Raw genomic sequence first — 26,925 nt, 5'->3', positions numbered from 1 at the left:
CGCGCGGATTCGCCCGAAAGCGCGCTGCTGCACGAAAAGGCCCGCAGCGCCAACATCAAGCCCGTGGTCGAAGAGCACACCGCCGTGCTCGAAGCGCTGCGCGCCCGCGATCCCGCCGCCGCCCGCACGGCCATGCGCACCCATCTCGCCTCCGTCCTCGACAGCCTCCTCTTCGCCACCGAGGAAAAGGCCATCGCCGAAGCACGCCGCGCATCTCAAGCGCGCAGGGATCGATATACCAAAGCTACCAGTTGAGCGTTGCATTTGGGTGGGGTGATTGTACGATATATGGATAATAATTTCATATATCGGAGGATTTGTGACGCATCCCAACCGGCGTGAAGCCATCGCGGGGCTGGCCTTGGCGCCTTTGCTGACCGGGGCTGCGGCCCCCGCGCTGCGCATGGAGCAGGTGAGCATCAAGGCGCCGTTTCCGATGGAGCCGATTGCGGTGCCGGATTTCACGTCGGCGCCCCGCTTTCCGATCACCCGTTTCGGCGCACGGCCAGAGGATCGCCGCCGCAACACACGGGCCATAGCCCATGCCATTGCGGCGGCCAGCAAGGCGCGGGGCGGGCGCGTTGTCGTTCCCGCCGGGACGTGGGATGTGGGCGGCATCCGCCTGCTCAGCCATGTCGATCTGCATCTGGAGGAGGGGGCCGTGCTGCTCTTTTCACCCGATCCGGCCGATTATCTGCCCCCGGTGTCCAGCAGTTGGGAGGGGGTGGAATGCATGAATCACGCCCCGCTGATCTATGCCTATGACTGCGAAAACATTGCCATTTCCGGGCACGGCAAGGTGCAGGCACGCATGGATGTGTGGCAGCAATGGGCGGGGCGGCCCAAGGCGCATCTCGACGCGTTGATCGCGCTTTACCAGATGGCGCGCGCGGGCATTCCGACCAATCAGCGCGACATGACCAAGGGCGAGGCCCATCTGCGCCCGCAATTCATCCAGTTCAACCGCTGCCGTCATGCGTTGATCGAGGATGTTTCGATTGAAAACAGTCCTTTCTGGACCGTCCATCTCTATCTCTCGCGCGATGTCGTGCTGCGCCGCGCCAATATCCGCGCGCGGGGGCATAACAATGACGGCTGCGACCCCGAAATGAGCCAGAACGTGTTGATCGAGGATTGCCGCTTCGATCAGGGCGACGATGCCGTCTCGGTCAAATCGGGGCGGGAGGATGATGCGTGGCGCCTGGCTACGCCTGCGCGCAACATTGTCGTGCGGCGATGCCATGTGCGCAATGGGCATCAGTTGATGGCCATCGGCAGCGAATTATCGGGCGGGGTGGAGAATGTCTGGGTCGATCAATGCCGCGTGTTTCAGGAGGCACGGGGCGAAACCAACAGCGATTTCAACAACCTGCTCTATATCAAGACCAATGAGCGGCGCGGCGGATTTGTGCGCGGGATCCATATGACGAATATTGCCGCCGGGCCGATCAAGGGCGGGGTGCTCTCGATCGAGACCGATGTGCTTTATCAGTGGCGCACGCTGCTGCCCACCTATCAGCGCCGGTTGACGCCGATTGAGGGCGTGCATGTTTCGGGGGTCAAGGTGGCGAGCGCTGGCTTTCGCGTGAACATCAAGGCCGAGCGCGAGGCGCCGGTGCGCGATGTTACGCTGTCCGACATTGCCATTGGCGGCGCGGCCGGGACCACGCTCGACAATGTTGCCGGTTTTTCCGATGGTTAGGGCCGCCAGCCAATCGCCGCGCTGACATCGTCGGCGCATTGCTTGACCTTGTCGGCCAGCTCTCCGGCGATGTCATCGGTCAGATAATGGGCGGCGCTGGCGATGCTGATGGCAACGCAAATCGCGCCGCGCGCATTGCGCACCGGGGCGGCGATGGAGCGCACGCCGTCGCCCAATTCGCTGTCATGGCGCACAAGGCCTTCTTCCTTGTATCCGCGCATCCGCTTCAGGAAATCGTCCAGATCGGCCTCGGTGCCGCTGTCGGAATGGGCCTGTTTCCAAAGCTTTTTCCAGCTCGCCTCGCTGTCATCCAGCATCAGCGCCTTGCCAAGGCCGGTCTCGGCGATCGGGCGGCGGTCGCCCGGCGCGGTGGCCACGCGCAGCCGCTGACGCCCGGTCACGCGTTCGAGATGGCGCGACCAGTTGCCCTCGCGATTGCCGATGAAGACGCAAAAGCCGGTCTGGGCCGAAAGCGCCTCCATGCGGGGGCGGGCGATGCGGACATAATCGGTCTGCTCGCTGGCCAGCACGCCCAGTTGCAGCAGTTTGGGCCCCAGCGCAAAGCCGTCGGGCGTCACGGCCAGATAGTCGCGCGTGCGCAGCGCATGGGCCAGACGATGCGCGGTGGTGCGGTTCATGCCCAGCTTGCGCGCCAGATCGACCGCGCGGATCGGCCCGTCGATCACCTCGTCCAGAATGTCGAGCGCGCGCATCAGCGTTTGCGCGCCCTTTACGGTGTTGCTGTCCGGGGTGGTTTCCTGGGTGTCATCGTCGGCCATGGACTGCTTTTAGATCCTTTTGCCGCGAAAGCAATGGATGTGTGCGCAATGTGAAACGCCGGCGCGGTGTGTGCAAAATACAACAGGGGCGGATTTCCGTGAGAATTCACGCAATAATCCCGCAATGTGAAATTATCGTGCAACATATGCATTGACGTGCCCATATATCGGACTTATCCATCGCCCTAACGGGAAGCCCGGCGCTGCATCAGCGGCAAGCCGAGGCAAGGCCCGCAAATGGGATTATGGAGGGAACTTTGGGGCAGATTTCAGCAGCACAATTGCGTCTGGCGGCTTCGGGGCTGGCGATCATCGTGGCGGGGCTTGCCGCCGGGGCGCAGGCTCAGGCACCCGCGACGCCCGCGCCTGCCAAGGGCGACGAGCAGACGATCATCGTCACCGGGTTCCGTACCTCGCTGGCCGCCGCACTGAATGAAAAGCGCGCGTCGGCCGCCGCCATCGACACCATCAAGGCGGAGGACGTCGGCAAGTTTCCCGACTCAAACCTTGCCGAATCCATGCAGCGCGTGCCGGGCATCGCACTGGCCCGCGGCGATGGCGGCGAGGGCAAGAACATCTCGGTGCGCGGCCTCGGGCCGGGCTTCACCCGCGTCCGCCTGAACGGCATGGAAGGCACCGCGCAAACCGGCTCCTCCGACATTTACGGCGCGGGCAACACGGGCCGCAGCTTTGACTTCAACGTCTTCCCGACCGAAATCTTCTCCGAACTGGCCGTGCGCAAGACGCCCTCGGCCGATGTCGAGGAAGGCTCGCTGGGCGCTACGGTGGACCTGAAGGCCCCGCATCCGCTGGATTTCAAGAAGAGCTTTGTCGCCACCATTTCGGCCAAGGGCGTGTGGAACGAGGTGAGCAAAAAGCTTGATCCGCGCATATCGGTGCTGTTGTCCAAGCAGAATGAGGAGGGCACTTTCGGCGTGCTCGCCACGGCCAGCTACAGCCATCGCAACATCCGCGAAGTGGGCTATTCGGCAGTCAACATTCTGCCCACCTATGTGAATGGCGGCTTCTGTTCGCCCATCGGCTATGCCCCGCAGAACCCGGCCACCAATGCGGCCAAGGGCACGGATGCGGCCAATTGTTCGACTGGCAATCCCCGCACAGGCAGCACGGCGGCCTATAATCTGATCCAGTCGATGACCGGCCCCTCGGGTCAGGCGGGCGGCGGCGTGTTCCTGCCGCGCATCCCGCGCTATCTCAATTCGCGCCAGGATGCCGAGCGCATGGGTGGCTCGCTGGCCCTGCAATGGAAGCCCGACGACAATACCGAAATCACCTTCGACGCGCTGTTCTCGCGTTATAAGGTCACGCGTTGGGACAATTACATCGATGCGCTCTCCTTTGCCCGCAATGCCAGCAACAATGGGCAGCCGATGACCTCGGTGGTCGATCTGTCGGTCAAGCCCAATGGTTCGCTGCTCTATGGCCTGTTCAACGGGGTGGACCTGCGCTCGGAAAGCCTGCGCGACAAATTCACCACCACTTTCGGTCAGGCCAATCTGAATATCCACCACAAGTTCACCGACCATCTGACCATCGACATTATGGCGGGCTATTCCAAGTCGATCTTTGACAACCCAGAGCGCCTGACGGTCAATCTGGATGCGATCGACACGCCCGGATTTGGCATTGATTTCCGTGGCGGCGGTTCGATCCCGGTCATGAAATATGGCATCGACGTGGCGAACCCTGCCAATTTCAATTATGCGCCCGGCCGCGCCGACGGCACCGTGCTGGGCAATTTCAACACGCGCAACTGGAAGGTGACGACCGACAATTATACGTTCGAAGCCAATTCCACCTATGAATTCAGCGACGCCTTCAAGATCAAGGGCGGGCTGCAATATCGCCAGAGCGCGTTCAGGAACCGCGTGCTGGGCGTGGCCCCGGCCAATCAGGCGACCACGGCGCTGCCCGCCGGGGCCTCGGTGGCCGATTTCACCTATCAGATCACGGGCCTCAACAATCTGCTGATCCCCGGTGCGCTGCCCAGCTTCCTTGCCACCGATATCGACAAGTGGAAGCAGACGGTCGGCTTCAACAATTTCACCTTCTGCGGCGTGGAATGCGGCAATGGCTCGCCCGAAGTGCGCGAAGAGGAAAAGTCGGCCTTCCTGATGGGCCAGTTCAACCTGCCCGACACGCTGCCGATCCCAATCCGGGGCGACGTGGGCGTGCGCTTCGTCAACACGTCCCAGCACACGGTCGGCTATATTCCCACCACCGCTGCGGCTGGATCGGCCTATCCCACGGTGGCGATCCCGGCGATTGTCGATCGTTCGTACAGCGACTGGCTGCCCTCGGCCAATCTGGTGCTGGAATTCACGCCGCACCTGCTGGGCCGCCTTTCCGCCGCCAAGGTGATGAGCCGCCCCGAACTGGGCGTGCTGCCCTCTGGCGGGTCGGTCAATGCCGTCACGCGCACGGCCACCATCGGCAACCCCTATCTCGATCCGATCCGCGCGAGCACCTATGACGCTGCGCTGGAATGGTATTTCCGCCCCGGTTCGCTGCTCTCGGTTGCCTATTTCCACAAGGATATCAGCACCTATATCCAGTCGGTCAGCAGCCTTGTGCCCTATAACACGCTGGGCCTGCCCAATTCGCTGCTGACCGCGGCGGGCACGCAACCGACCGATCTGTTCACTGTGACGCGCTCGGTCAACACCAAGGGCGGACCGCTCAATGGGGTCGAGGTCAATCTGCAACTGCCCTTCACCTTCCTGCGCGGCTTTGCCAAGGACTTTGGCCTGCTGGCCAATTACACCCATGTCTCGTCCAAGGTGAATTACGTGCTGCAATCGAGCGGCGGCGCGGCCACGCTGTCGACCACGGCCAATCTGGTCAACATGTCGCCCGATACGGCCAGCGGGACGCTCTATTATGAAAACCGCAAGTTCAGCATTCGCGGCACGATCAACTATCGCGGCCCCTTTATCCGCCAGATCCCCTCGGGCGCGAATGACAGCGACATTCTGGGCAACAGCGCGACCACCTTTGTGGACGCTTCGTTCAGCTACAATCTGATGAAGGACATAAAGTTCACCATCGAAGGCCAGAACCTGACCGACGAGCATAACACGCTTTATATCGACAGCGGCCGTCAGGATCCTTTGTTCAACACCCGCACCGGCCGCACGATCACCGTGGGCGTCAACGCCAAGTTCTAACAGTTCCTCCCTACACGCTCCCCCGCGTGTTTCAGGGCCGCCGGACGAGGCATCCGGCGGCCCCTTTTTTTAGTTCCCCAGCGGGCGTTGCGAAGAAACCAGCGGACTGGGCGGGATGACGACATTTTCCGGGCGGGCCGGATCGAAAGGGGCCGATGTGATATGCGGGGCCAGAGCAGGAATGGCGGCGCGGATGCCATCGGCGATGATGCGCGCGCTCATCCAGGCGCCCCAGGCGTTATAATGCGTTTTGTCGCGGCCCTGGTCATTGAACATGGCCGGAGCGCGATCCGGCCCCAGCGCTTCATAGAGGGTGACGCTGGCGCGGTTGAGGTCGATCAGGGGGATGTGCATCTGCGCCGCCATCTCCCGCATCACCGCCGGATAATCGCCCAGCGAAGGGACGATCCGCCCGCGCGCATCGAAATTGCGCCGCTCCGGACTGGTGACCAGAACGGGCGTCGCCCCGCGCCGCCGCGCCTCGGCGATATAGGCGTCGAGGTAGGCGCGATAGGTCGTGCCCGCCTCGGCATAGGTCTGGGGCCATTGGACCTTCTGGTCATTATGGCCAAACTGGATGAACAGATAATCGCCCGGTTTAATGAGACTCAGCACCTTGTCCAGCCGCAGGTCGGCGAGGAAGGATTTGAGCGTCGCCCCGCTCTCGGCATAATTGGCCACCGCCACCCTATCATCCAGCATCAGCGGCAGGATCTGGCCCCAACTGGCCGTGGGTTCACGCGGATGGTCGGCCACCATGGAATCGCCGACGAGGAAGATGGTCGGCCCCTGCGCGGGTTCAACCGTGACGGATCGCACGGCGGGCGTGCCGAGGAATTCCAGCGTCAGCCGGTCATCCCAATTGCGCTGAGATGCCTGATCGGGGCGCAGGCGGACGTGGTCGCCTCCCGGCGCATTTTCGGGCACCGCGCCAAGGCCCGCATTGTGAACATGGACAATAAAGCGCCGCGTCGCGCTTTGCCCCCGCGCGGTTGCGGCGTTCAGCACCATCAGGCGGCGGTTCTCGGCCTTAACCGTCGTTTGGCCTGCGCTTTTGTCGCTGCCCAGATCGAGCGTGATGCGCCAATTGCCCTCGGGCAGAGGCAGGGAGAGGGCGCCATCGCTCTCATAGCCGCCAACACCGGGGGCATAGGGCGCGCCGGGCGCAATCGTGCTTTCCCCGCTGTGTGCCGGACCATCGAGACGCCATACGCGCGCGGTTTGCGCGTGAGCCACAGGGGTCATCGCGCTGGCGCCCATTGCAGCCAGAAGCAGGGATAAACGTGCCATGGAACAAACATCTCCTAACCCATCTTGATTTTCTATATGTGAAATCTATTCTCACAATGTACGTAGCATAAAGGTCAGGGAGAGACCATGATTCGTCGATTGAGCCAACTTCTGGCATCCGCCGCCTTGTCGCTTTGCGCCGCGCCCCTGCTTCACGCGCAAACCCCTGCCGCCCTGCATGGCGAAGCGCCGGGGGCCACCATTGATCCGCGCATTTTCAGCCAGTTTGCCGAACATCTTGGCTATGGCATTTATGGCGGCATTTGGGTTGGGCCGGAATCGAAAATTCCCAATATCAAGGGCTATCGCCGCGATGTGGTCGAGGCGCTGCGGGCGCTGCATGTGCCGCTGGTGCGCTGGCCGGGCGGGTGCTTTGCTGACGAATATCATTGGCGCGACGGGATCGGTCCGCGCGCCAAGCGCCCGGTCAAGATCAACACCCATTGGGGCGGCGTGACCGAGCCCAACACATTCGGCACGCATGAATTCATGGACTTTGCCGAGCTGATCGGGGCCGAAGCCTATGTCTCGGGCAATGTGGGCAGCGCGCCCGCCGGGGAGATGGAGGAGTGGGTGCAATATATCACCGCTCCGCAAGGCACTCTGGCCGATGAACGCGCGCGTAATGGGCGCAAGGAGCCGTGGAAGCTGCCCTATTTCGGCATCGGCAATGAACTCTGGGGCTGCGGCGGCAATATGAAGGCCGACTATGCCGCCGATGTCACGCGCCGTTATGCCACTTTCGTCAAAGTGCCTTTTGGCACCAAGATCCAGAAGATCGCCAGCGGCGCCAATGGTCCCGATTACAACTGGACCGAGGTGATGATGCGCGAGGCGGGGGGCCTGATCAACGGCATCGGCCTGCATTATTACACCGTGCCGGGGGATTGGAAGGGCAAGGGATCGGCCACGGATTTCAACGAAACCGACTATGCCCGCACCATGGCCAAGACGTGGAAGATGGAGGAACTGCTGACCAGGCACTCCGCCGTCATGGACAAATATGACCCGGCCAAGCGCGTCAATCTGGCCGTGGATGAATGGGGCATCTGGACCGATGTGGAGCCGGGCACCAATCCGGGTTTCCTCTATCAGCAGAACAGCCTGCGCGATGCCTTGCTGGCGGGGGTGAACATCAACCTGTTCATCCGCCATGCCGACCGCGTGCGCATGACCAATATCGCCCAGATGGTGAACGTCCTCCAGTCGATGATCCTGACCAAGGATGCGCAGATGGTGCTGACGCCCACCTATCATGTGTTCGACATGTATCGCGGTTTTCAGGATGCAACCGCTCTGCCGCTTGATCTGCCCAAACTGTGGTACGGGCGCGATGAATGGGTGTCGCCCGCGCTGCATGGCGCGGCGGCTCGGGGCAAGGACGGCACTGTGCATGTGGCCCTCGTCAACATTGATCCGGGCAAGCCGCAGCATCTCGAAATCGCGCTCTCGGGCATCAAATCTACTAGCGTGACGGGCCGCATCCTGACTTCGGACCGGGTTCAGGATGTGAATGATTTTGCCAATGGCGCGCGGGTGCATCCGGTGGCGTTTACCGGGGCGAGCCTGCGTGAGGGCAAGTTGCTGGTCGATCTGCCCGCCAAATCGCTGGTCGTGCTGGACCTGCCGTGATCGCGGATCTGGGCGCTTTTGCCGATGGGCGCAGCCTTGCCCATGGCGCGATCAATGCCGCCATCGCCGCCGCGCATCAGCGTGGCGGCGGGGTGGTGGAATTGCCCGTCGGGCGCTTCCTATGCTTCTCGATCCGTCTGCTTTCCGGCGTCCGGCTGCATCTGGGGCAGGGCGCAGTGATCGAGGCGGCGGACCCGGCGCGCCACGGCGGCGCCTATGACCTGCCCGAGGACAATGGCCCGCAACTCTATCAGGATTTCGGCCACAGCCATTGGCGCAACAGCCTGATCTGGGCCATCGGCGCGCAGGATATCGCCATCACCGGCCCCGGCCGGATCGAAGGGCGGGGCCTGACCCGCAACGGCCCCGGCTCGCTCTGGCGCGCGCAGGCGGGCGAAAGGCCGCTCTCCATGGCGGCGATGAGCGAGGCCGAAGTCGGCGCGCTTGAGCAGAGCCATGCCGCGATGCGCGGGCTGGGCAACAAGGCGATGGCCTTTCGCGAATGCCGCAATGTCGAACTTTCGGGCTTTACCATTGCGGGGGGCGGGCATTTCGCCATCCTCGCCACCGGGTGCGAGGACATGGCGATCCGCCACCTGTCCATCGACACCGAGCGGGACGGGATCGACCTCGATTGCGTGCGCCGCTGCGTGGTCGAACATTGCCGGGTGAACAGCCCCAATGATGACGCCATCGTGGTGAAAACCAGCCTCGGTCTTGGGCGGCTGGCGCCATCGGAGGATATTGCGATCCGCCATTGCACGGTCTCGGGCTATGACCTTGGCACGATGCTGGATGGCACACTCGGGCGGACGCAGCAATTCGCCCCCGACCGCGACCGGGTGACGGGCCGCATCAAGATCGGCACCGAAACCAATGGCGATATTCGCCGCGTGACCATCGAGGATTGCCATTTCGAACGCAGCCGGGGATTGGCCATCGAATGCGTTGACGGCGCCACGGTCGAGGACATTACCGCCCACCGCCTGACCATGCGCGAGGTGACTACTGCCCCGATCTTCCTGCGTCTGGGCGCGCGGCTGCGCGGGCCGGAGGGGACGCGGATCGGGGCGCTGCGCCGGGTGGAGATCAGCGATATTCGCGCCACCGGGATCGCCCATGAATTTCCTGTGATCATCGCGGGCCTGCCCGGTCATCCGGTGCAGCAGGTGGCTTTGCGCGACATGGACCTGAGTTTCGATGGTGGCGGTACGGCGCAGGATGCCGCCCGCCAGCCTCCGCTGGTGCCCGATGCCTATCCCGAACCCAGCATGTTTGGCGTGCTGCCCGCTTGGGCGCTGTGGATGCGCGATGTTCAGGATGTGACCGTCGAGCGTTTCGCCGCGCGCCATGCCGGGGATGATGCGCGACCCCCGGTGATCTTGCGTGATGCGCAGGGCCTGAATCTGCGGGAAATGCCGCATTGGCCGCCCGCCTGACCCATTTGGGCGATTGACGGCGATCCGTCCTGCGTGTATCACAATAAGCAACAAACGTGCATAATGCGGGATTTTGGAGAGGCCAGTGCAAAGGTTCGCATTCCGGATGCAATTGAAACCCGGCATGGTCGATGAATATCGCCGCCGCCATGACGAGATCTGGCCCGAGCTGGTCGATCTGCTGCGCCAGGCCGGGATCAGCGACTATTCGATCTTTCTGGATGAGGACACGCTGGCGCTCTTTGCGGTGCTGAGGCTTGCCGAGGAGAACAGGCGCGAGAGCCTGCCCAATGAGCCGGTGATGAAACTGTGGTGGGCCGCGATGGCGCCGCTGATGGAGGTCGAGCCCGACAATCGCCCGCGCGAATGGCCGCTCGTGCCAATGTTTCACATGGCCTGATGGGGGTGGCGATGCGTTCTCTTTTATTGGTTGGCGCGGCTCTGATCGCGGCCCCCGCTCTCGCGCAGGAAGCGCGTCCGACGGTCAATCTCAAGGCTCCGGTCAAGACCTTCGGTCGCGTATCCTTCGATGGCCGCTCGCTGATGATCGATGGGCAACGCACACCGATCTGGGCCGCCGAATTTCACCCCTATCGCCTGCCCAGCCCCGATCTGTGGCGCGATGTCCTGCAAAAGATCAAGGCCAGCGGGTTCAACACCGTCACCTTCTATTTCGACTGGGGTTATCACAGCCCCAAGCAAGGTGAGCTGGATTTCACCGGCATCCGCGACATGGAACGCGCCATCACCATGGCCGGCGAGGAGGGGCTTTATGTCATCACCCGCGTTGGCCCCTATGTGAACGCGGAGCTGGCGCGGGGCGGCTTTCCCGGCTGGCTGAACAACCAACGGGCGAGGGCGCGGACCGATGATCCGGAATATCTGAAGGCGGCGGATGAATGGCTGGCGGCCATCGACGGCATTGTTGCGCGCCATCAGATCAATGATGGCAAAGGCCCCGTCATCCTGCATCAGATCGAAAACGAACTTTCGCAGACCAGCCCGGCCCATCGCCGCTATATGGACCATCTCTATGCCGTGACGCGCAGCCACGGCATCACCGTGCCGATTTTCCACAATGATCCGGGCCGCAATGGTAATTGGGCGCCCGATGGATCGCCCGTGCCGGGCGTGGTCCATGGCCCGGTCGATATGTATGCCTTCGATGGCTATCCGGGCGGCACCTGCACCGCGCAGGGCAAGATTGCGCGCGCCAATGGCGCGCCCGATTGGGGCTATTACGGCATTGGCGGGGCCAAGGGCGGGGCGTCGGCCTCGCCCGACACACCGGGCTTTATGGCGGAAATCGGCGGGGGCTGGTTCGACTATTGGGGTTCGGACGGGATCTATGCCTGCAATGCGGGACAGACGGGGCCGGGCTATGGCCGCCTGTTTTACGGCACGAATTTCGTCAACGGCATCGGGTTGCAAAGCATCTATATGGGCTATGGCGGCACCTCATGGGGCTGGCTGCCCGCGCCGGTGGTGTTCACCTCCTATGACTATGGCGCAGCCATTGCCGAGGACCGATCCCTGCGCGAAAAAGCCTTGGCCTTGAAGCCCATCGGCGGCACTCTTGCGGCCTTGCCCGAGATTGCCGCGATGGTCCCGGCGGACAAATTGACGCCATCTTCGGACGCCATCCGGCTCTATCACAACCGCAGCCCGGAGACGGACGCGCGCCTGATCCTGGCCGCGCATCAGCCGGGGCATCTGACGCAGGACACCAGCTTTACCTTTGCCGCCGATCTGCCCGACGGGCATTATCAGATGCCTCAGATCCGGCTGAACGGCTATGATGCGAAATGGATCGTGGCCGGGGCTAATGTCGCGGGGCAGCGGTTGGTTTACACGACCAGCCAGATCCAGACCGCGCAGAACGGCCTGCTGCTGCTAATCGGCCGCGCGGGTGAGGGCGGACGGACCGTGCTGCGCTACAGCGCCAAGCCCACGATCAAGGCGCCTGATGGGGTCGCCGTCTCTTGGGATGCGGCGCGCGGCGATCTGACGCTGGATTACACCCATGGCGCGCTCTCCACGGTCGAGATCAGCGGGGGCGGGCGGCCTGCGCTGAGCCTGCTGCTGGGCGATGATGCGGCGGGCGGGGCTTGCTGGGATGCCGATGGCGTACTGGCCTGCGGGCCTGCGCTGGTGCGCCATGCGCGGGCCAAGGGCGGTGCGCTGGCGCTGACCGGCGATACTGCCGCTCCCGCTTCTTTGCGCGTATGGACCCGGCAATCGCGCATCACCTGGAATGGCGCCCCGGTGGCCATGCGGCCTGCGGCGGGCGGATCGTTTGAATCCATCGCGCCTCTTCCCGGCCCGGCCCCCATCGCGCTGCCCGCGCTGACCGACTGGCGCATGGCCGAGGGCACGCCCGAGGCCAGCCCCGCTTTCGACGACAGCGCATGGCAGACCATCGACCGCCGCGCCGATGCCACGCAAAGCCAAAAGCCCGCAGGCCAGCCCACGCTGACCATGGACCCCTATGGTTTCCACGAGGGCGATGTCTGGTATCGCGCCCATTTCAGCGGCGATCCGCAGGCCCAGCGTCTCAGCCTGACCTATGGCGCGGGCGGGGCGGGGATGGTGCAGGTGTTCCTCGATAGCCGCCTGATCGGCCAGCAGGACCTGCCCGCCGCCATGCCGCGCCCGATCACCACGGGCAATATCACGATTGCGATGCCCGATGCGTCGCGGACGCCCGGCGATCATGTCCTGTCCGTCATGGTGCGCAACAATGGCCATAACTGGGACCTGACCGCGATGGACGAGCATAAGGAGGGGCGGGGCCTGATCGCCGCCTCGCTCGAACCGCTGACGGGGCCTGCCTTTGCCGTGCCGCTCAACTGGCGGATACAGGGCCGCAGCGGCGGCGAGGATTTCACCGACCGCGCGCGCGGCACGCCCAACAATGGCGGCCAATATGGCGAGCGCATGGGCTGGCATCTGCCCGGTTTTGACGATCATGCGTGGCGCGCCACCGGGGCCGCTCTGCCGCAGGGATCGGCGGGCACGAACTGGTATCGCACCCATGTCACGCTCAATGTTCCGCGCGGACAGGACGCCACCATCGGCCTGGCCTTTGGCGATACCGCGCGGCCGCGTTCATCGGCCCAGTACCGGGTGCTGATCTTCGTCAATGGCTGGAACATGGGGCAATTCATCGCCCATGTCGGGCCGCAGCGGATCTTCCCGATCCCCGAGGGCATCCTCAACCATCACGGGGCCAACAGCATCGCCCTTGCCGTCACCAGCGACGGCGCACCGGCCAATGCGCTCGAGAATGTGCGCCTCGTCACAATGCAAAATCGCCGCGGCGGGCTGGAGGTGGCGCAGGTTGCCGCCCCCGCCGGCCTTGCGCCCATCCGTTGATCCATGGAGAATAGTGTGTCCGCAACTCTTCCTGCACGTTCCGATCTGATCGGGCTGATCCATCGTCTGATGGACAATCTGGTTTCGATCCATGATGAAACCGGCGAATTCCTGCTGCGGCTCGAGGATGGCCGCGTGATCGACACCAAGGGCTGGAACGGTTGGGAATGGACCCATGGCATCGGCCTGTTCGGCATGTGGCGCTATTATCAGCAGACCGGCGATGACAAGGCGCTGACCATCATCCGCCAGTGGTTTGCCGACCAATTGCCGCGCGGCACGACCAAGAACATCAACACCGTCTCGCCCTTCCTTACGCTCTCCTACCTTTATGAGCGCGAGCCGAATGCCGACTGGCTGGCCCAGATTCAGGAATGGGCCGACTGGCTGATGGCGCCCGACGGCCTGCCCAAGACCGAGGAGGGCGGTTTTCAGCACATCGTCTATAATGACGAAAACCCCGGCGAGATGTGGGATGACACGCTGATGATGTCGGTTCTGCCGCTGGCGCGTTTTGGCCTGCTGCTGGATCGCCCCGATTATGTCGAGGAGGCCAAGCGCCAGTTCCTCGTGCATATCAAATATCTCTTCGATACCAAGACCGGCCTGTGGTTCCACGGCTGGGATTTCAACGGGCGGCACAATTTCGCGGGCGCGCTGTGGGCGCGGGGCAATTGCTGGATCACGATTGCCATTCCCGAAATCATCGAATTGCTTGGGCTGCCCGAAGGCGATGCTTTCCGCACCTTCCTCGTCGATACGCTGGCCGCACAGGTCAAGACTTTGGCCGCGACGCAGGCGGAGAATGGTCTGTGGCATACGCTGGTGATGGACCCGACCTCCTATCTGGAAGCCTCGGCCACGGCGGGCTTTGCCTATGGTATCCTCAAGGCTGTGCGCATGGGTCTGCTGGACGAAAGCTATGAGGCGGTGGGCCTTAAAGCGGTGCAGGGTGTGATCGACCATATCAACGCGGATGGCGAATTGACGCAGGTGTCTTTCGGCACGGCGATGGGCGATACGATGCAGTTCTATAAGGATATTGCGCTGACCTCGATGCCCTATGGGCAAAGCCTCGCGATCTGCGCTTTGGCCGAGGCGCTGCACCGGCGGTAAGTAGCCGGACGAAAAAAAGGGGCGGCGGACCTGATCTGGCCCGCCGCCCCTTTTGTTTGGCCCATCAATGGCAGGCGTATTTACCCAGCGGCGTCTCACGCTCCAGATCGGGCCGCTGCGCCAACACGGCTTTCGCGGCGGGCACGGACAGGCCCGCCAATTGCTCGGCCACCAGATCGGCCATGGTCCGCGCGCCCAGTTCTGTAAAATGCGTGTCATCCTTCAGCCCGGCGGCAAAGGCGGGGTAGGCCCCCGGCGCAAGGTTCATATAATAGACCACCGCCTTATCCGCCCCCATCCGGTCGAGCAGATTGCGCGAGGCGCCCTCAAGGTCGATCAGCGGCGTTTGAGTCGTGGCGGCCAGTTCGCGCATCACGGCGGAATATTCGGCAAAATCGGCCCGCGCCTTGCCCGCCGCGTCAAACGACCGCCGCGCCACCGGCGTCACCAGCACGGGAAAAGCCCTAGCCCCGCGCGTTTCCCAAATGAAGCGTAGCAGATTGTCGCGATACATCGCCGGATCGGCAAAGCGCTCCGGCTTGGCCTTGGTGGCGTCATTATGGCCGAACTGGATCAGCACGGTGTCGCCCGCGCGGATCTCGCCCATCATCCGGTCCCAGCGGCCCTCGTTGATGAAGCTTTTGGTCGAGCGACCGCCGATGGCGCGATTGACCACCACCGCATCGCCCGACAGGCCGCAGGCGAGGAATTGGCCCCAGCCGCCTTGAGGGTATCGTTCGGGCGCATAGGTCTGGACCGTGGAATCCCCCGCGATCAGGATGCGCGCCGGTTCGGGCTTTGGCGCCGGCTTGGGCGTGGCGGCGACAGACAGGCTGGCCGCAGCCAGCAGCAAGAGATGCTTCACAATTTTCCTCCCACCGGATTGTTGCCCCACAGGCTTTCGTATTCCCAGCCTGTCAGGTCCTGAACCACTTCGCGCGCATGGGGACTGGTCGGCTCGCGCCCGCCGCCGCGCAAATGTTCGATCTCGCCCATCAGCACGTCATGCGTGGCGCGGCTGAGGCGGAAGCGGCGCGAGACGGCGATGCCAAAGCCCAGCATCGCCCATGTGCCGATGCCCATCACCAGCACCAGCGTCAGCACCGCGCCATGGCTCTGTACGTCCGCCTTGGGCACGAAACCGCCCGCATCCATCAACAGGCCCACCAGCGCCACGGCGGCGGCCTGCGTGGCCTTGCGGATAAAAGTCATCACGCCCGCAAAGGAGCCTTCGCGGCGGCGACCGGTGACGATCTCATCCACATCGGCCATGTAATTGTAGGTGGCCCACGGGATGTAATTGAGCGCCCCGCGCCCGAGGCCCACCAGCCCCATGCCGATCCAGATCCACCCCGATGCGGCAGGCAGCCCCGCCCACCACAGCGCCAGCAGCGCCGCCACGCCCAGCGCGAAACACGCCGCCGCCATGCGATAGGCCAGCGCGGGGCTGGAGCGCAGCGCCATGCGGATGGCCAGCATCACCGCGCCCAATTGCACAATATACATCGTGCCCAGCAGGGCGGAGGCCGCCTGCGTCGATCCGGCCAGCGCAAAGATCACGAAGAAGGTGAAAGCCGCGTTGAAAATGTCCTGCGAGATATATCCGCCCAGATACATGCCCAGATGCAGCCGGAACGCCCGAATGCGCAAGGTGGACGACAGATTGCGCCACAGATGCAGCAGCGGGGATCCGGCGGCGGGCTTGGGCGGCGTGGGGCGCTGGCGTTCCCAACTGAAGGCATAGAGGAAGCCCGCCGTCGCCATGAACAGCGCGGCAAAGATCGCCCCCATGATGAGGAACGTGTTCGCACTGTCGCGCCCCAGCCAGTTGATCAGCCAGAGCGGCAGGAAACCGGCGAGAATCGCCGACCCTTGCGCAAACAGAATGCGCACCCCGGCAAACTTGGCCTTGGTGGCAAAGTCGCTGGCCATTTCGGCGGCCAGCGTTTCATAGGGGATGATCTCCAGCGCATAGGTCAGTTCGAAAAGCACATAGGAAACAAGGTAATACCAGAAGGTTTGACCCGGCAGCCACATCAGCGCGAATGTTGGCAGCAGGGGGATCGCCGCCAGCACGAAAAACCGCCGCCGCCCGAACCGCCGCCCCAGCGCGTGCCGGTCGAAATGGTCCGAAATATGCCCGATCGTGGGCGAGACAAAGGCGTCGAGGATACGCGCCACGGCAAAGATCAGCGCGGCCTGTCCGGCGGATAATCCGCAGAACCGCGTGTAGAAGATCAGCACCCATGCCGAGATCACCGCCATCGACCCCGCGCCCAGCACGTCATTCGCGCCATAGGCCAGGTAATTGACCAAACGGACCGGTCTTGCCGCCGGTTGCGCCATCACGCCTTCCTTTTCCCTTGGGGCCGGAATGGCGTATCACCATGCGGCGCAATTATTCATATTGTGGACTGCGTTTATACTATGTAAAACCGCATCGACAAGCGGCAATCATAGCGCCGCACCGATTCATGGGAGATTTTCGGATGCGTTTCCGCCTTTTGACGGGTCTGCTGGCTGCTTCTGTTCTGGCCACCCCGGCGCTGGCCAAACCGGCCAAAGAATGGATCGACCCCGCCACCGGCCACCGCATTGTGCGCATCAGCACTCAGGGCGGAACCTCCAATCTCTATTTCACGCAAAGCGCCTTTACCCCCAAGGGCGACAAGATGGTCATCAAGACCCCCGACGGGATCAGCGTTGTCACGCTCTCGGACTGGTCGATCAAATTGCTGGTGCCCGGGCCGCATCTTAACCTGCTTTTTACCGGCCATATCAGCCGCAACGCCTATTACGCCACCCGCGCGCGCGACGATGCGGGCGGCGCGTTTCAGGTCTATGCGGTGGATGTGGACACCGGCAAGGCCAAGAAGGTGGCCGATGTGGCGGGCGGCTCGATCGGCTCGATCAATGCCGATGAAACACTGCTGCTGGGCCAATATACTTTGCCCCCCGCCAAGGTGAACCCGGACGGCACGCTGGTCCGCGCGGATCAGGGCAACAATGCGGTTCCGGGCGGCAACACCTATGCCGAAAACCGGCCCGACGGCACGCCCTACACCTATGCCGATGCAAAAACTCGCTCGCTGCACCGCCGGTTGAAGGCCGGTTTCCCGATGGAGGTCTTTACCCAGAACCTCGTCACCGGTGAGCGCAAGACCATCGTGGCCAGCAATGACTGGCTCAACCATGTGCAATTCTCGCCCACCGATCCGGGCCTCATCATGTATTGTCACGAAGGGCCTTGGCATGAGGTGGACCGGATCTGGACCATCCGCACCGATGGCACCGGCAAAAAACTGGTCCACACCCGCACCATGAACAATGAGATTGCGGGCCATGAGTTCTTCAGCCCCGATGGCGAGACGATTTGGTACGATCTGCAAACGCCTCGGGGCCAGGTGTTCTGGCTGGCGGGCTATAATGTGCGGACCGGCAAACGGACCTGGTATCATCTGGAACGCAACCAGTGGTCGGTGCATTACAACCAGTCGCCGGACCTCAAACTCTTCACCGGCGATGGCGGAGACAGCGAGATGGTGGCCCATGCGCCCGATGGCAAATATCTCTATCTGTTTACCCCGCGCATGATCCCCGACGATGCCGAAATCCCGACCGCCGACGCGGACAAGCTGATTGTGCCGGGCACCTTCGATCAGGAAAAGCTGGTCGATATGCGCGGCAACAATTACAAGACCGAACCCAACATGACCTTTACCCCGGATGGCAAATGGATCATTTTCCGCGCGAATTTCGAAGGAACCACCCACACCTATGCGGTGGAAACCGCCAAGTGAAGGGCGCTTTGCTGCTGGCCGCGCTGCTGACCAGCGCTTCGGCCCATGCGAGCGTGGCGCGAAGCTGGGGCGTGGCGATGCAGGCGGCCCCGGCGGCGGACGCACCCAATGCGCCGCCCTCGATTGCGGACGCCACTGTGCGCCAGGTCCTGCGCCTGTCGGCGGGCGGAGACCGGCTGCGCCTTGTGCTGGACAATCAGGACAGCGCGAGCGCTTTGACCATCGACCATTTCGCCGTGGCGCTGGTCGATGCGCGCGGAGCGGTGATCCCCGGCAGTACCCGCAGCATCAGCTTTGGCGGGCGGCCCGGCGTGACCATCCCGGCCCATGCGCCGATGATCAGCGACTGGCTGCGTATGCCGGTCAAACCTCTGAGCCGGATCGCAGTGACTTTCCATGTCGCGCCGGGACAGGTGCTGGGCGCATTCCATTCCTTTGGCGCGGCAAAGACGCAACTGGCGCCCGGCGATCAGGTGGAAAAGCCCGAATTGTCCGAGGCCGCCACGGTCGAGCGGCGTTTTGTCATTTCCGGCGTCGATGTGGGGGCCAAGACGCCTTTGCGCACCATCGTCACCTTTGGCGATTCGATCACCGATGGCGTGCGGGCCACGGTTGATTCGGATCTGCGCTGGCCCGATCAATTTGCCGCGCGTCTGCAAAAATCGGGCCTGAACATGGGCGTGGCCAATGTCGGCATTTCGGGCAACCGGATGCTGGCCGATGGGGCGGGGCTTAATGCGCTGGCCCGGTTTGACCGCGATGTGCTGGCCATTCCCGGCGCCAGCCATGTGATCGTGCTGGAGGGCGTCAATGACATTGGCGCGGCATGGCGCGAAAAGCGGCATGAGAGTTTCGACACCGAGGCCGTGATCAACGCCTATCGTCAGATGATCATCCGCGCGCATGATCATGGGATCAAGATCATCCTCGCCACGATCCTGCCCTATAAGGGCGCGGGCTATTGGTCCGAATGGGGCGAGACGCAGCGCCAGAAGATCAACACATGGATCCGCGAGCAGAAGCGGAGCGACGGCATGGTCGATCTGGACGCGGTGATGCGGGACAAGGTCGATCCGCTGGTGATGAAGCCGGTGTATGGTTCAGGCGACCATCTGCACCCCAATGACAAGGGCTTTGCCGCGATGGCCGATGCTGTGCCTTTGGCGCTGCTGCGTCAGGGCAGGACGCCCACGCGATAGACCATCACATGCACATAAGGTCGGCCCGGATCAACGCGGGCCGACCCGAATTGCGGGAAATGCGGCGTATCAGGCGGCAGTCCCGGCTCCAGTGCCACACCGTCGCCCATGCGATACAAATGTCCAGCTTTGCCCGGTTTGCTGCCGTCGAAATAATTGCCAGTATAAAGCTGGACCGAGGGCTGGGTGGTCCACATTTCCAGCCAGCGGCCTGATGCGGCATCCGTCATACGCGCGGCCAGATGGGGCAGGGCGGTCAGCCCCGCATCCAGCATGAAACTGTGATCATATCCGCGCGCCTGCACGATTTGCGCATCATGGCCGTCGCGGATCGCGGCATCGATCAAACGCGGGTGCCGGAAATCAAACGCCGTCTCGCGCACATCGCGTAACTCTCCCGTGGGCAGATTGCCCTGCGCCACCGGCACCATACGGCTGGCCGGGATCATCAGCCGCGCCATGGTGGCCGCCCGCCCCGTGCCTTCGCCCGACAGGTTGAACAGCGCATGGTTGGTGATGTTGACGATGGTGGGCCGGGTGGTGGCCGCCTCAAACCGGATGGTCAGCGCGCCTTTGGCATCCAGCCGATAGGTGACGGAAACCCGCAGCTCCCCCGGATAGCCGCTGTCGCCATCGGGGCTGGTGTGGGTCAGGCGGACCATCGCGTCCTTGCCGTCATGCACCTCGGCCACGTCGAACACCTGCCGATCGAAACCCAGCCCGCCGCCATGCACCGAATTCGGCCCCGCGCCATTGCGCCGCAGATGATAGGTCACGCCATCCAGCGCAAATTCCGCTCCGGCGATCCGGTTGGCATAGCGGCCCACGGTGGCGCCCAGATAATCCTGATGCGCCTCGTATTCGGCGGCGCTGTCATGGCCCAAGACGATATCGGCGCGGCGCCCATGGCGATCCGGCGCGATCAGGCTTTGCAGCGTGGCGCCATAGGCCAATATCCGCGCCGACACTGCGCCATTGCTCAGCACGATGGCCGCCACATGCCGCCCACCGGCCAGCGCACCGCCATCCTCCACCCGCGCGGTTGCCGCCATCGCGGGCGAGGCCGTGAGCAGCAGAGCCAGCGCGATCCTCAATGGCGTGGTTCCTGCGGGCTGTTGCGATGGGCGGGGATATGGGCAGAGTCGATTTCCGGCCCGGCCAGAGCCAGCATCTGGATCGCGGCCAGCCCCCATTGCGCGGCGGCATTGGTGGACAGGCGCGGCCATTCGACCTGATTGCCCAGATGCACGCGCGGATCATGATCCCATGTGCCAAGCCCTTCATCGCCGGAGAAGAATTCCTCCACCGCGCGACCCATCAAGCCTCGGTCATGCCGCGCACGCGCCGCATAGGCGGTCATGCGCGAATAGGCCTCACGCAGATTGCGCGCGCCAAAGGGCGGACCGAATTTGGCGAGGAAATCGGGCTTGGGCGCATTGTACCATTGGCAGAACGTGACCCACGCCTGCGCATAGGCGGGAATGTCGATCAGGCTGATGATCTCGGCATTGATCTCGGTTGCGCCGAAGACGGAGGAGAGATGGCTGATGCCGATCGTGTCGCCTTTGCCCAGAAAGCGATGTGTCGCCGGATCATAGGGCGCGCCGCCCACCAGCCAGCCATATTTCATCGCCCCGATACTCTGCATCCCCGCCGCGATCCGGTCGCGCCATTGGGTGTCGCCAGTGCGCTCCCACTGGGTCAGCCAGGCGCCCACCACGGCCGTCCAACTGGGGCCGAAACCCATCTCGAACGTGCCCTTGGGCCCGGCATAGGGTTTCGCACCCGGCACCTTGCGGCCGATTTCCACATGGTCCAGCGTCCGGTCGCTGTCCACCAGATCGGCGATCAGATCGCCCACCCGATCATCGGCGGTGAGGTAAAAATAGATCCGGCGATAGATGGCATTGGACACGCGCGGCTGCTTCGAACTGTCGCCCCAATGCTGCACCCCGTGGCGCGTGCCCAGCCCCTTGAAGCGGCCAAGGTGATAGGTGTCGACCTCGCTGGTGTGGCGCGTCATCGCCTCGGCCAGACGGAAGGGTTGGGCCGCCCCGGTGCGCAAAGCCTGATACCACAGCCAAAGGTCGGGCGATAACTCGCTGTTGTCCCATGCAAAGCCGCCGATGTCATAGCGCCACTGATGCCGGTCGGCGTCATAGGTGTGCATGATGTCGCCATGGTTCCAGAAGCCATACCAGCCGCGCCGGTCCACTTCGCCCGCATAGAAATCGACGAGGCGTTCGAGCTGATCCTCGACAATCGCGCGGTTACGGCTGGAGCGGTCCGGCAGGGACCAGTCACCAAACACGCCCGCCTTGTTCAGATGCTCTGGCGCGGCCATCATCCGGGGCGAGGCGGCATTGGCGGCCGCCATTGTCTCAATCATAGCATTCTCGGGCGTCGCCTCACAGGCCCAGAGCGTCAGCTCATGCGTCTTGGCAATGCCGGTCGCGCTGCCCCAGCCGGGTTCGTAATCCTCATAGGTGATGTCGAGGCCCTGATTTTGCGCGTCATAGGACTCCATCCCGTTGACCCCGCGCCAAGGGCGCAGATCCATCGGTTCGGCGCGCGGGCTCCACAGCCATGCGGTGAGATGGGCGGTGTCAGAGGCGGCATCGCGCACCGACAAGGCGCTTGGGCAGGTCTGCCAGAACCAGCGCTGGGCAATGGCCGCGCCGCCGCTCGGCCCGCCGACATAGGCAAGGCCCGGCGCGCGATGGCCCGATGCCGAGGCCACCCATGCCATGTTCGCCTCGGTCCGCTTTTCGATGCGGAACCCGTCGGCATTGGCCTGTTCCAGCCAGAAGTCGGACCATGTGGGGATGTACTGCAATTTGTCACGCACCGCCGGGGCCATTTGCGCGATGGGCGGCGTGGCGCGGCCCGCGATTTGCGCGGCGCGGAAGGCAGCGCCCGGATCGCGGCGCAGGCCCGTCAGCGGGCGGACGGCCTCGGCAAACAGGGTGCCATCGCTGGCTATGCGGATATGGCGATCATGGGGCGCATCGCGCATCGGCACCGTCACCGACAGGCCCAGCGCGGCAATCGCATCGCGCGCCGGATCGCCGTCATAGATAAAGCTGTGAACGATGCGCAGATGCCGCGCCCCGGCATAGGCGTAGAAACGCAGGGTGAAGGGCAGGGTGGCGCTTTGCCCTTGCCGGTGGACGCCCTCGACCTTGATGACCGCGCGCACCGGGCCGTTTTGCTCAAGGCTGAGGCGCGTGACCGTGGCGGCAAAGGCTCCGCCCATCTGGCCCACCAGCGAGACCGGCCCCATCACCGCGCGCCCGCCGATGCTGGCCGAGCGGATCAGGGCATTGCCCGATTTGGCGAAATCCCATGTCACCCCGGCGCAGGTGACGCGTATGCCATCGGCGCCCTGTTCCATGCGGATCGGGTCGGCGGGGGCGGGGCCGGGCGCGCCGGGGGCCACGGTGATGCCATCGGGCACGGCATCGCCCATGCTGGCGGGCAGGGCATGGGCGCTCCATTTGATCGAGCCATCGGGCCAGAAGGCGGTGGGCCAGCTTTGCGCCGGGAGGGCCGCGCCGCCTGCGGCCAGCGTAAAGCCCGAGCGCCGCGACACCGCCCCGCGAGGCCATGCCACGCCGAAACTATGGCCCAGATCCATGGCCGGACGACCCTCCAGCCAATGCGCCGGTGCCGGGGAAGGCGCGGGCGCGGCATGGCCAAGGCGCGGGGCCAATGCAGCGGCGGGGATCAGGCTGGCCAGTTTGAGGGCATCGCGGCGGATCATCATCGTTGAGCCTTTATGCTGATATGGCGGAAGGCCCAGTGGCTCCATGTGGTGCGCAGGCCAAACCAGCCGGATGTGTAGGGGGCAGGGTCGGTCAGGGTGAAGAGGCGAGATCCGTCGCGGTCTACGGCGATGGTGCGCGCGTCCGCCATCAGGGTGATATGCGTCCAGCGGCCCGGCGCAAGGCGCGCATCGCCCCGGTCATGCTCGGGCAGCAGCGGGCGCACCCTCGGCGTCGCCACATAGCGGCGCAGGCGGGTGGTGGTGTTGCGATTGCCGCCGATGCCCACGTAATAGGTTTGCAGGGTGTCGTAATCCTCGAACCGGCCGGAACGGGGGGCTGGATCGGAGCCGTCCTTCTCGCGCGCCATCCAGAAGGCGTTGAGGTCGCTGACCGTGTCATTGGGGCCGCCATGGGCGATGGCCATGGCGTCAAAACTGATGCGCACCGCGCCCGAAAGGCGGCGGCGATACCACAGTGTCAGGCCCTGCGGCGTGTCGATTTCGATGCCACCATGCGAGAAGGCAATGTGGGCCGGGGCCTCTGCCTCGATACGCCAGTCTGCCGGGCGTGCATCGGCCACGCCCGGCAGACAACAGGCGGCGCAGAGCAGGAGAGGACATCTCACGCGCCGCCTGCCGGACGTCACATCTTGGCCCGGATGCCGAAATAGACCCGGCGGCCATAGGTTTCGACGGTGGAAACGCGATAGGCGCTTTCCTCGTCCTCGATGCGCTGGGCATTGGTGATGTTCACCAGATCGACAAAGGCGGTGAAATGGTCGCCGATGCGATAGCTGATCGAGGAATCCCATTGGCCATAGGGGCGGCCAAAGGCGTTGAGATTGTCGCGCTCCGGCCCGATATTATAGCGCGAACGCCAGTTGTACGAGATGCGCGCGTTCAGACGGCCATCGTCATAAAAGGCGGACAGGTTATAGCTGTGGCGCGACAGGCCGGGGAAGCCCAGCGCCTGACCGCTGTAATAGCCGGTCGTGGTAAAGCCGCGATCCTTGGCATAGGTGTAATTGGCCTGAAGCCCCATGTTCTTGAACAGGCCTGGCAGGAAGTCGAAGCCATAGACGAGGCCCGCCTCAAACCCGTTGATCTGAACCGGGGCGGCGCTGTTGTAATAGGTCGAGATGGTGAAATCGGTGCCGTTGTAATTCTCGGTCGTGGCCACCTTATAGGGGAAGCCCTGAATATCCTTGCGCCAGAAGGTGGCCGACAGATAATTCACCCGCGAGATATACCATTCCAGCCCAAGGTCATATTGCTGGGCGGTATAGGGGCTGAGCTTGGGATTGCCGCGCGATCCGGTCTGGGCAATTGTGTTGAGCGACATGGAGGGCGCGATCTTGGCCAGATCGGGCGCGGCGGCCACCGATGTGGCCGTGGCGCGGAAGATCAGCTTGTTGGGCACCAGCTCATAGCGCAGATTGGCGCTGGGCAGCACATAGGTGTGATTGCCGGTAAAGGACACCGGGGCGAAAGTGCCCGCGCTGGTGTTGATGTTATAGCCCGAGGCGATGGTTTCCATGCGAATCACGCGCGCGCCCACCACCACGGCCAGATTGCGGTCAAACGGGGTAAAGCCCCATTTGGTCGAGACATAACCGGCCCAGTTCTTCTGCTTCACATCATAGGTGTCGCCCGGCGACCAGTTGTTGGTGGTATAGGTGGTGGGAATACCCGCCGCATTGGCTATTCCCATGTTCATGTTCAGCCAGCGCTGAATATTGGTTGAGCCGATATTGCCGGTCGAAAAGAAGTTGTGATCGCCAAGATCGGCATATTTTACATAGGACTGGATCTGCGAGAGGATCGCGGCATTGGTCCCGGTCGAGGTGACGGCATCGACCGCCGTGCCCGTGACCCATGTGCGCGTCTTGATATCGCCCACGCCCGGCGTTGCGGTATAGCCTTCATAGGTGACGGTGCCGTCGTGATAGATCGAGTTGAGATCGGTCACGCGGCGCTGGACGCCGAACTTGATCTGTTTCAGGAAGCCGCCGACGTCATAATCGCCGTCGAACTGGAAATTGCGTTCGGTCTGGACGTTCAGGCGCGGCTTGCGCTGGATCTGCAGATTGTTGATGCCCGCCGGATTGGTGGGGTCGGTCGACAGGCTGATGTTGGGGGCGCCCGCCGGATTGCGATAATCCACCGTCACCGAGGTCAGGCCATATTGCGTGCCCACCACGTCGATTTCATCATTGAAGGCCCGCGCCCAGGAATAGCCGCCGCGTGCGCGCAAGGTCAGCTTGGGGCTGACATGCCATTCACTGCCCAGCGTGCCGGTATAGGTCTGGCGGTCGATCGTGCCGTTGATGTTGCGATAGGACACGCCCAGCGCATTGGTGCTGTTCGGATTGGCCACCGGGGTTTGCTGGAATTGCACGTAACTGGCCGCGTTGCCCGCGTTGACACTGGTGTCATTGCTGAGCGAGAGAGCCGAGGTCAGGGCCGAAAACGTGTTGATCTGCATAAGCTGCGAGTTCAGCGTCTGCTGCCCGCGGGTATAGGTGTTGTCAAAGAACAGGCGGAAATTGTCCGACGGGCGCCATTCGACAATGCCGTTGAAAGCATAGCGCTCGGTGCGTTCGCGATACATCGCATAGCGCGGGATGTCGGGATAGAAATCGCCGGTGCCGTCATTGTTCAGATCAACGCAACCGGTCTGCACCGTCTGGCTGCATTGCGCGGCCGTGGCGCCCACCTTGCGGATCTGGCGCCAGCCCGTCGTCTTGGCCTGATCGTACCACAGGCTGCGCTTTTCATAGGTGGCCGAGAGCAGCACGCCCAGCGTGTCATGCGCGAAAAGATGGCTGCCGATCAGCGCGAATTTGGGGTCGAGCCGGTCGCCCAGCGTTCCGTAAACCCCCTGAACCGATCCGGCCAGATAGTCCTTTTTCGTGTCGAACGGTCGGCGGGTGATGATGCGCACCGTGCCGCCCAGACCGCCCTCGGTCATATCGGCGGTGGCGGATTTGACGACTTCGAGGCGGCTGATGAATTCGGCCGGGATGTCCCGGAATTCCACCGCCGGATTGGTGGCCGACCCTGCGGCCGGGCCTGCGGCGGTGGACAGGGTGGATTGTCCGTTGATTTCAACGCGGATCAGCCCCGGATCCACGCCGCGAATGGACACCGCCGAACCTTCGCCGCCCGCGCGGCTGATCTGGACCCCGGTGATGCGCTGCAGCGCTTCGCCCACGTTCTTGTCCGGGAACTTGCCCACGTCCTCGGCAGAAATCGCATCGACCACCTGATCGGAATTGCGCTTGGTGTTGAGCGCATTGGCAAGGCTCTGACGAATGCCGCTGACGATGATGTCGGCGTTGGTGGCGGGGGCGGGCGCGCTTTGCGCATGGGCCAGGCCGGGAGAAACGAGCGCGATGACGAGCGCGGCGGACGCGGGTGAGCATCGCCAAAGGTGAGCCTTTGAAGCCATGGTGGACAACCTTCCCTGTTATCATTCTTAATATTGCTCAATATGAACTTATCGAGCGCATTATGAACCTATCGCCAAGATAATCACTTTGCAAGCCGGAAGGCGAAATATTGATGGTGGGGCGATAATTTTTGAAATCAAACGATAAATCATCGCTCCGGCGCCGGATCCCTGCGCTCGCGCTGCGC

18 protein-coding genes are annotated in these 26,925 nt (G+C 63.4%); 10 read left to right on the top strand and 8 right to left on the bottom strand.

The annotated features are described in order from the left end of the window. Together FHW92_RS19400 and FHW92_RS26255 are read left to right on the top strand one after the other, a co-directional pair. Window positions 1-255: FCD domain-containing protein (locus tag FHW92_RS19400; RefSeq protein WP_168604918.1), on the top strand; the 255-nt coding region annotated here is incomplete at its 5' end. 64 nt (window positions 256-319) lie between these two features. Continuing rightward, complete coding sequence (locus FHW92_RS26255) at window positions 320-1,702, top strand: glycoside hydrolase family 28 protein (protein WP_210428599.1); 1,383 nt, start codon at window positions 320-322, stop codon at window positions 1,700-1,702. Here the strand turns inward: FHW92_RS26255 and FHW92_RS19390 are convergent. After that, entirely contained in the window at window positions 1,699-2,481 is a 783-nt protein-coding gene (locus tag FHW92_RS19390) for an IclR family transcriptional regulator (RefSeq protein ID WP_246870286.1), read from the bottom strand. The genes FHW92_RS26255 and FHW92_RS19390 overlap by 4 nt on opposite strands. 257 nt (window positions 2,482-2,738) lie before the next feature. Here FHW92_RS19390 and FHW92_RS19385 point away from each other — a divergent pair, with 257 nt between their 5' ends. After that, window positions 2,739-5,669, top strand: coding sequence for a TonB-dependent receptor (locus FHW92_RS19385; RefSeq protein WP_246870285.1), 2,931 nt, complete (start codon window positions 2,739-2,741; stop codon window positions 5,667-5,669). A 69-nt stretch (window positions 5,670-5,738) separates the two neighbouring features. Here FHW92_RS19385 and FHW92_RS19380 read toward each other — a convergent pair whose 3' ends face one another. Next, the gene (locus FHW92_RS19380; protein WP_246870284.1) at window positions 5,739-6,959 is read right to left on the bottom strand and encodes a rhamnogalacturonan acetylesterase; all 1,221 of its coding nucleotides are present in this window, start codon (window positions 6,957-6,959) and stop codon (window positions 5,739-5,741) included. Window positions 6,960-7,046: 87 nt separating this feature from the next. Between FHW92_RS19380 and FHW92_RS19375 the strand changes: the two genes are divergently transcribed. From FHW92_RS19375 to FHW92_RS19355, 5 genes are all read left to right on the top strand, one after another. Then, window positions 7,047-8,591, top strand: coding sequence for an alpha-L-arabinofuranosidase C-terminal domain-containing protein (locus FHW92_RS19375; RefSeq protein ID WP_168604916.1), 1,545 nt, complete (start codon window positions 7,047-7,049; stop codon window positions 8,589-8,591). Beyond that, the gene (locus FHW92_RS19370) at window positions 8,588-10,030 is read left to right on the top strand and encodes a glycoside hydrolase family 28 protein (protein WP_168604915.1); all 1,443 of its coding nucleotides are present in this window, start codon (window positions 8,588-8,590) and stop codon (window positions 10,028-10,030) included. Before FHW92_RS19375 ends, FHW92_RS19370 begins: the two co-directional genes overlap by 4 nt. A gap of 85 nt (window positions 10,031-10,115) precedes the next feature. Then, window positions 10,116-10,430, top strand: a complete 315-nt coding sequence (locus FHW92_RS19365) for an L-rhamnose mutarotase (protein WP_168604914.1) — start codon at window positions 10,116-10,118, stop codon at window positions 10,428-10,430. 11 nt (window positions 10,431-10,441) lie between these two features. After that, complete coding sequence (locus FHW92_RS19360; RefSeq protein ID WP_168604913.1) at window positions 10,442-13,405, top strand: beta-galactosidase; 2,964 nt, start codon at window positions 10,442-10,444, stop codon at window positions 13,403-13,405. A 69-nt stretch (window positions 13,406-13,474) separates the two neighbouring features. Beyond that, window positions 13,475-14,521, top strand: a complete 1,047-nt coding sequence (locus FHW92_RS19355; RefSeq protein WP_349237718.1) for a glycoside hydrolase family 88 protein — start codon at window positions 13,475-13,477, stop codon at window positions 14,519-14,521. 64 nt (window positions 14,522-14,585) lie between these two features. On the opposite strand, the gene FHW92_RS19350 is transcribed toward FHW92_RS19355, so the two are convergent. Together FHW92_RS19350 and FHW92_RS19345 are read right to left on the bottom strand one after the other, a co-directional pair. Further along, the gene (locus FHW92_RS19350; protein ID WP_349237716.1) at window positions 14,586-15,386 is read right to left on the bottom strand and encodes a rhamnogalacturonan acetylesterase; all 801 of its coding nucleotides are present in this window, start codon (window positions 15,384-15,386) and stop codon (window positions 14,586-14,588) included. Then, window positions 15,383-16,867: an MFS transporter gene (locus FHW92_RS19345; protein ID WP_168604911.1), complete on the bottom strand. Its 1,485-nt coding sequence runs from the start codon at window positions 16,865-16,867 to the stop codon at window positions 15,383-15,385. The genes FHW92_RS19350 and FHW92_RS19345 overlap by 4 nt, the downstream gene beginning before the upstream one ends. 143 nt (window positions 16,868-17,010) lie before the next feature. On the opposite strand from FHW92_RS19345, the gene FHW92_RS19340 reads away from it, so the two are divergent. Then, window positions 17,011-18,321 carry an oligogalacturonate lyase family protein gene (locus tag FHW92_RS19340; RefSeq protein WP_168604910.1) on the top strand — a complete coding sequence of 437 codons (1,311 nt, stop codon included), beginning with the start codon at window positions 17,011-17,013 and terminating at the stop codon, window positions 18,319-18,321. Next, the gene (locus FHW92_RS19335) at window positions 18,318-19,520 is read left to right on the top strand and encodes an SGNH/GDSL hydrolase family protein (protein ID WP_349237715.1); all 1,203 of its coding nucleotides are present in this window, start codon (window positions 18,318-18,320) and stop codon (window positions 19,518-19,520) included. Before FHW92_RS19340 ends, FHW92_RS19335 begins: the two co-directional genes overlap by 4 nt. Here the strand turns inward: FHW92_RS19335 and FHW92_RS19330 are convergent. From FHW92_RS19330 to FHW92_RS19315, 4 genes are read right to left on the bottom strand one after another with little or no spacing between them, the layout of a single operon-like run. After that, window positions 19,496-20,572 carry an aldose epimerase family protein gene (locus FHW92_RS19330; RefSeq protein WP_246870297.1) on the bottom strand — a complete coding sequence of 359 codons (1,077 nt, stop codon included), beginning with the start codon at window positions 20,570-20,572 and terminating at the stop codon, window positions 19,496-19,498. The two genes, FHW92_RS19335 and FHW92_RS19330, sit on opposite strands and share 25 nt — an antisense overlap. Window positions 20,573-20,610: 38 nt before the next feature. Then, the gene (locus tag FHW92_RS19325) at window positions 20,611-23,286 is read right to left on the bottom strand and encodes a Tat pathway signal sequence domain protein (protein ID WP_210428597.1); all 2,676 of its coding nucleotides are present in this window, start codon (window positions 23,284-23,286) and stop codon (window positions 20,611-20,613) included. Then, the gene (locus FHW92_RS19320) at window positions 23,283-23,912 is read right to left on the bottom strand and encodes a DUF6250 domain-containing protein (RefSeq protein WP_168604906.1); all 630 of its coding nucleotides are present in this window, start codon (window positions 23,910-23,912) and stop codon (window positions 23,283-23,285) included. Before FHW92_RS19320 ends, FHW92_RS19325 begins: the two co-directional genes overlap by 4 nt. A 17-nt stretch (window positions 23,913-23,929) precedes the next feature. Then, entirely contained in the window at window positions 23,930-26,737 is a 2,808-nt protein-coding gene (locus tag FHW92_RS19315) for a TonB-dependent receptor (protein WP_168604905.1), read from the bottom strand. Window positions 26,738-26,925 lie beyond the last annotated feature (188 nt).

The organism is Novosphingobium sp. SG707 (assembly GCF_012275515.1).
Classification (GTDB): domain Bacteria; phylum Pseudomonadota; class Alphaproteobacteria; order Sphingomonadales; family Sphingomonadaceae; genus Novosphingobium.
Note: the sequence above shows the minus strand (reverse complement) of the source record. Positions and strands in the feature narration are given on the sequence as shown.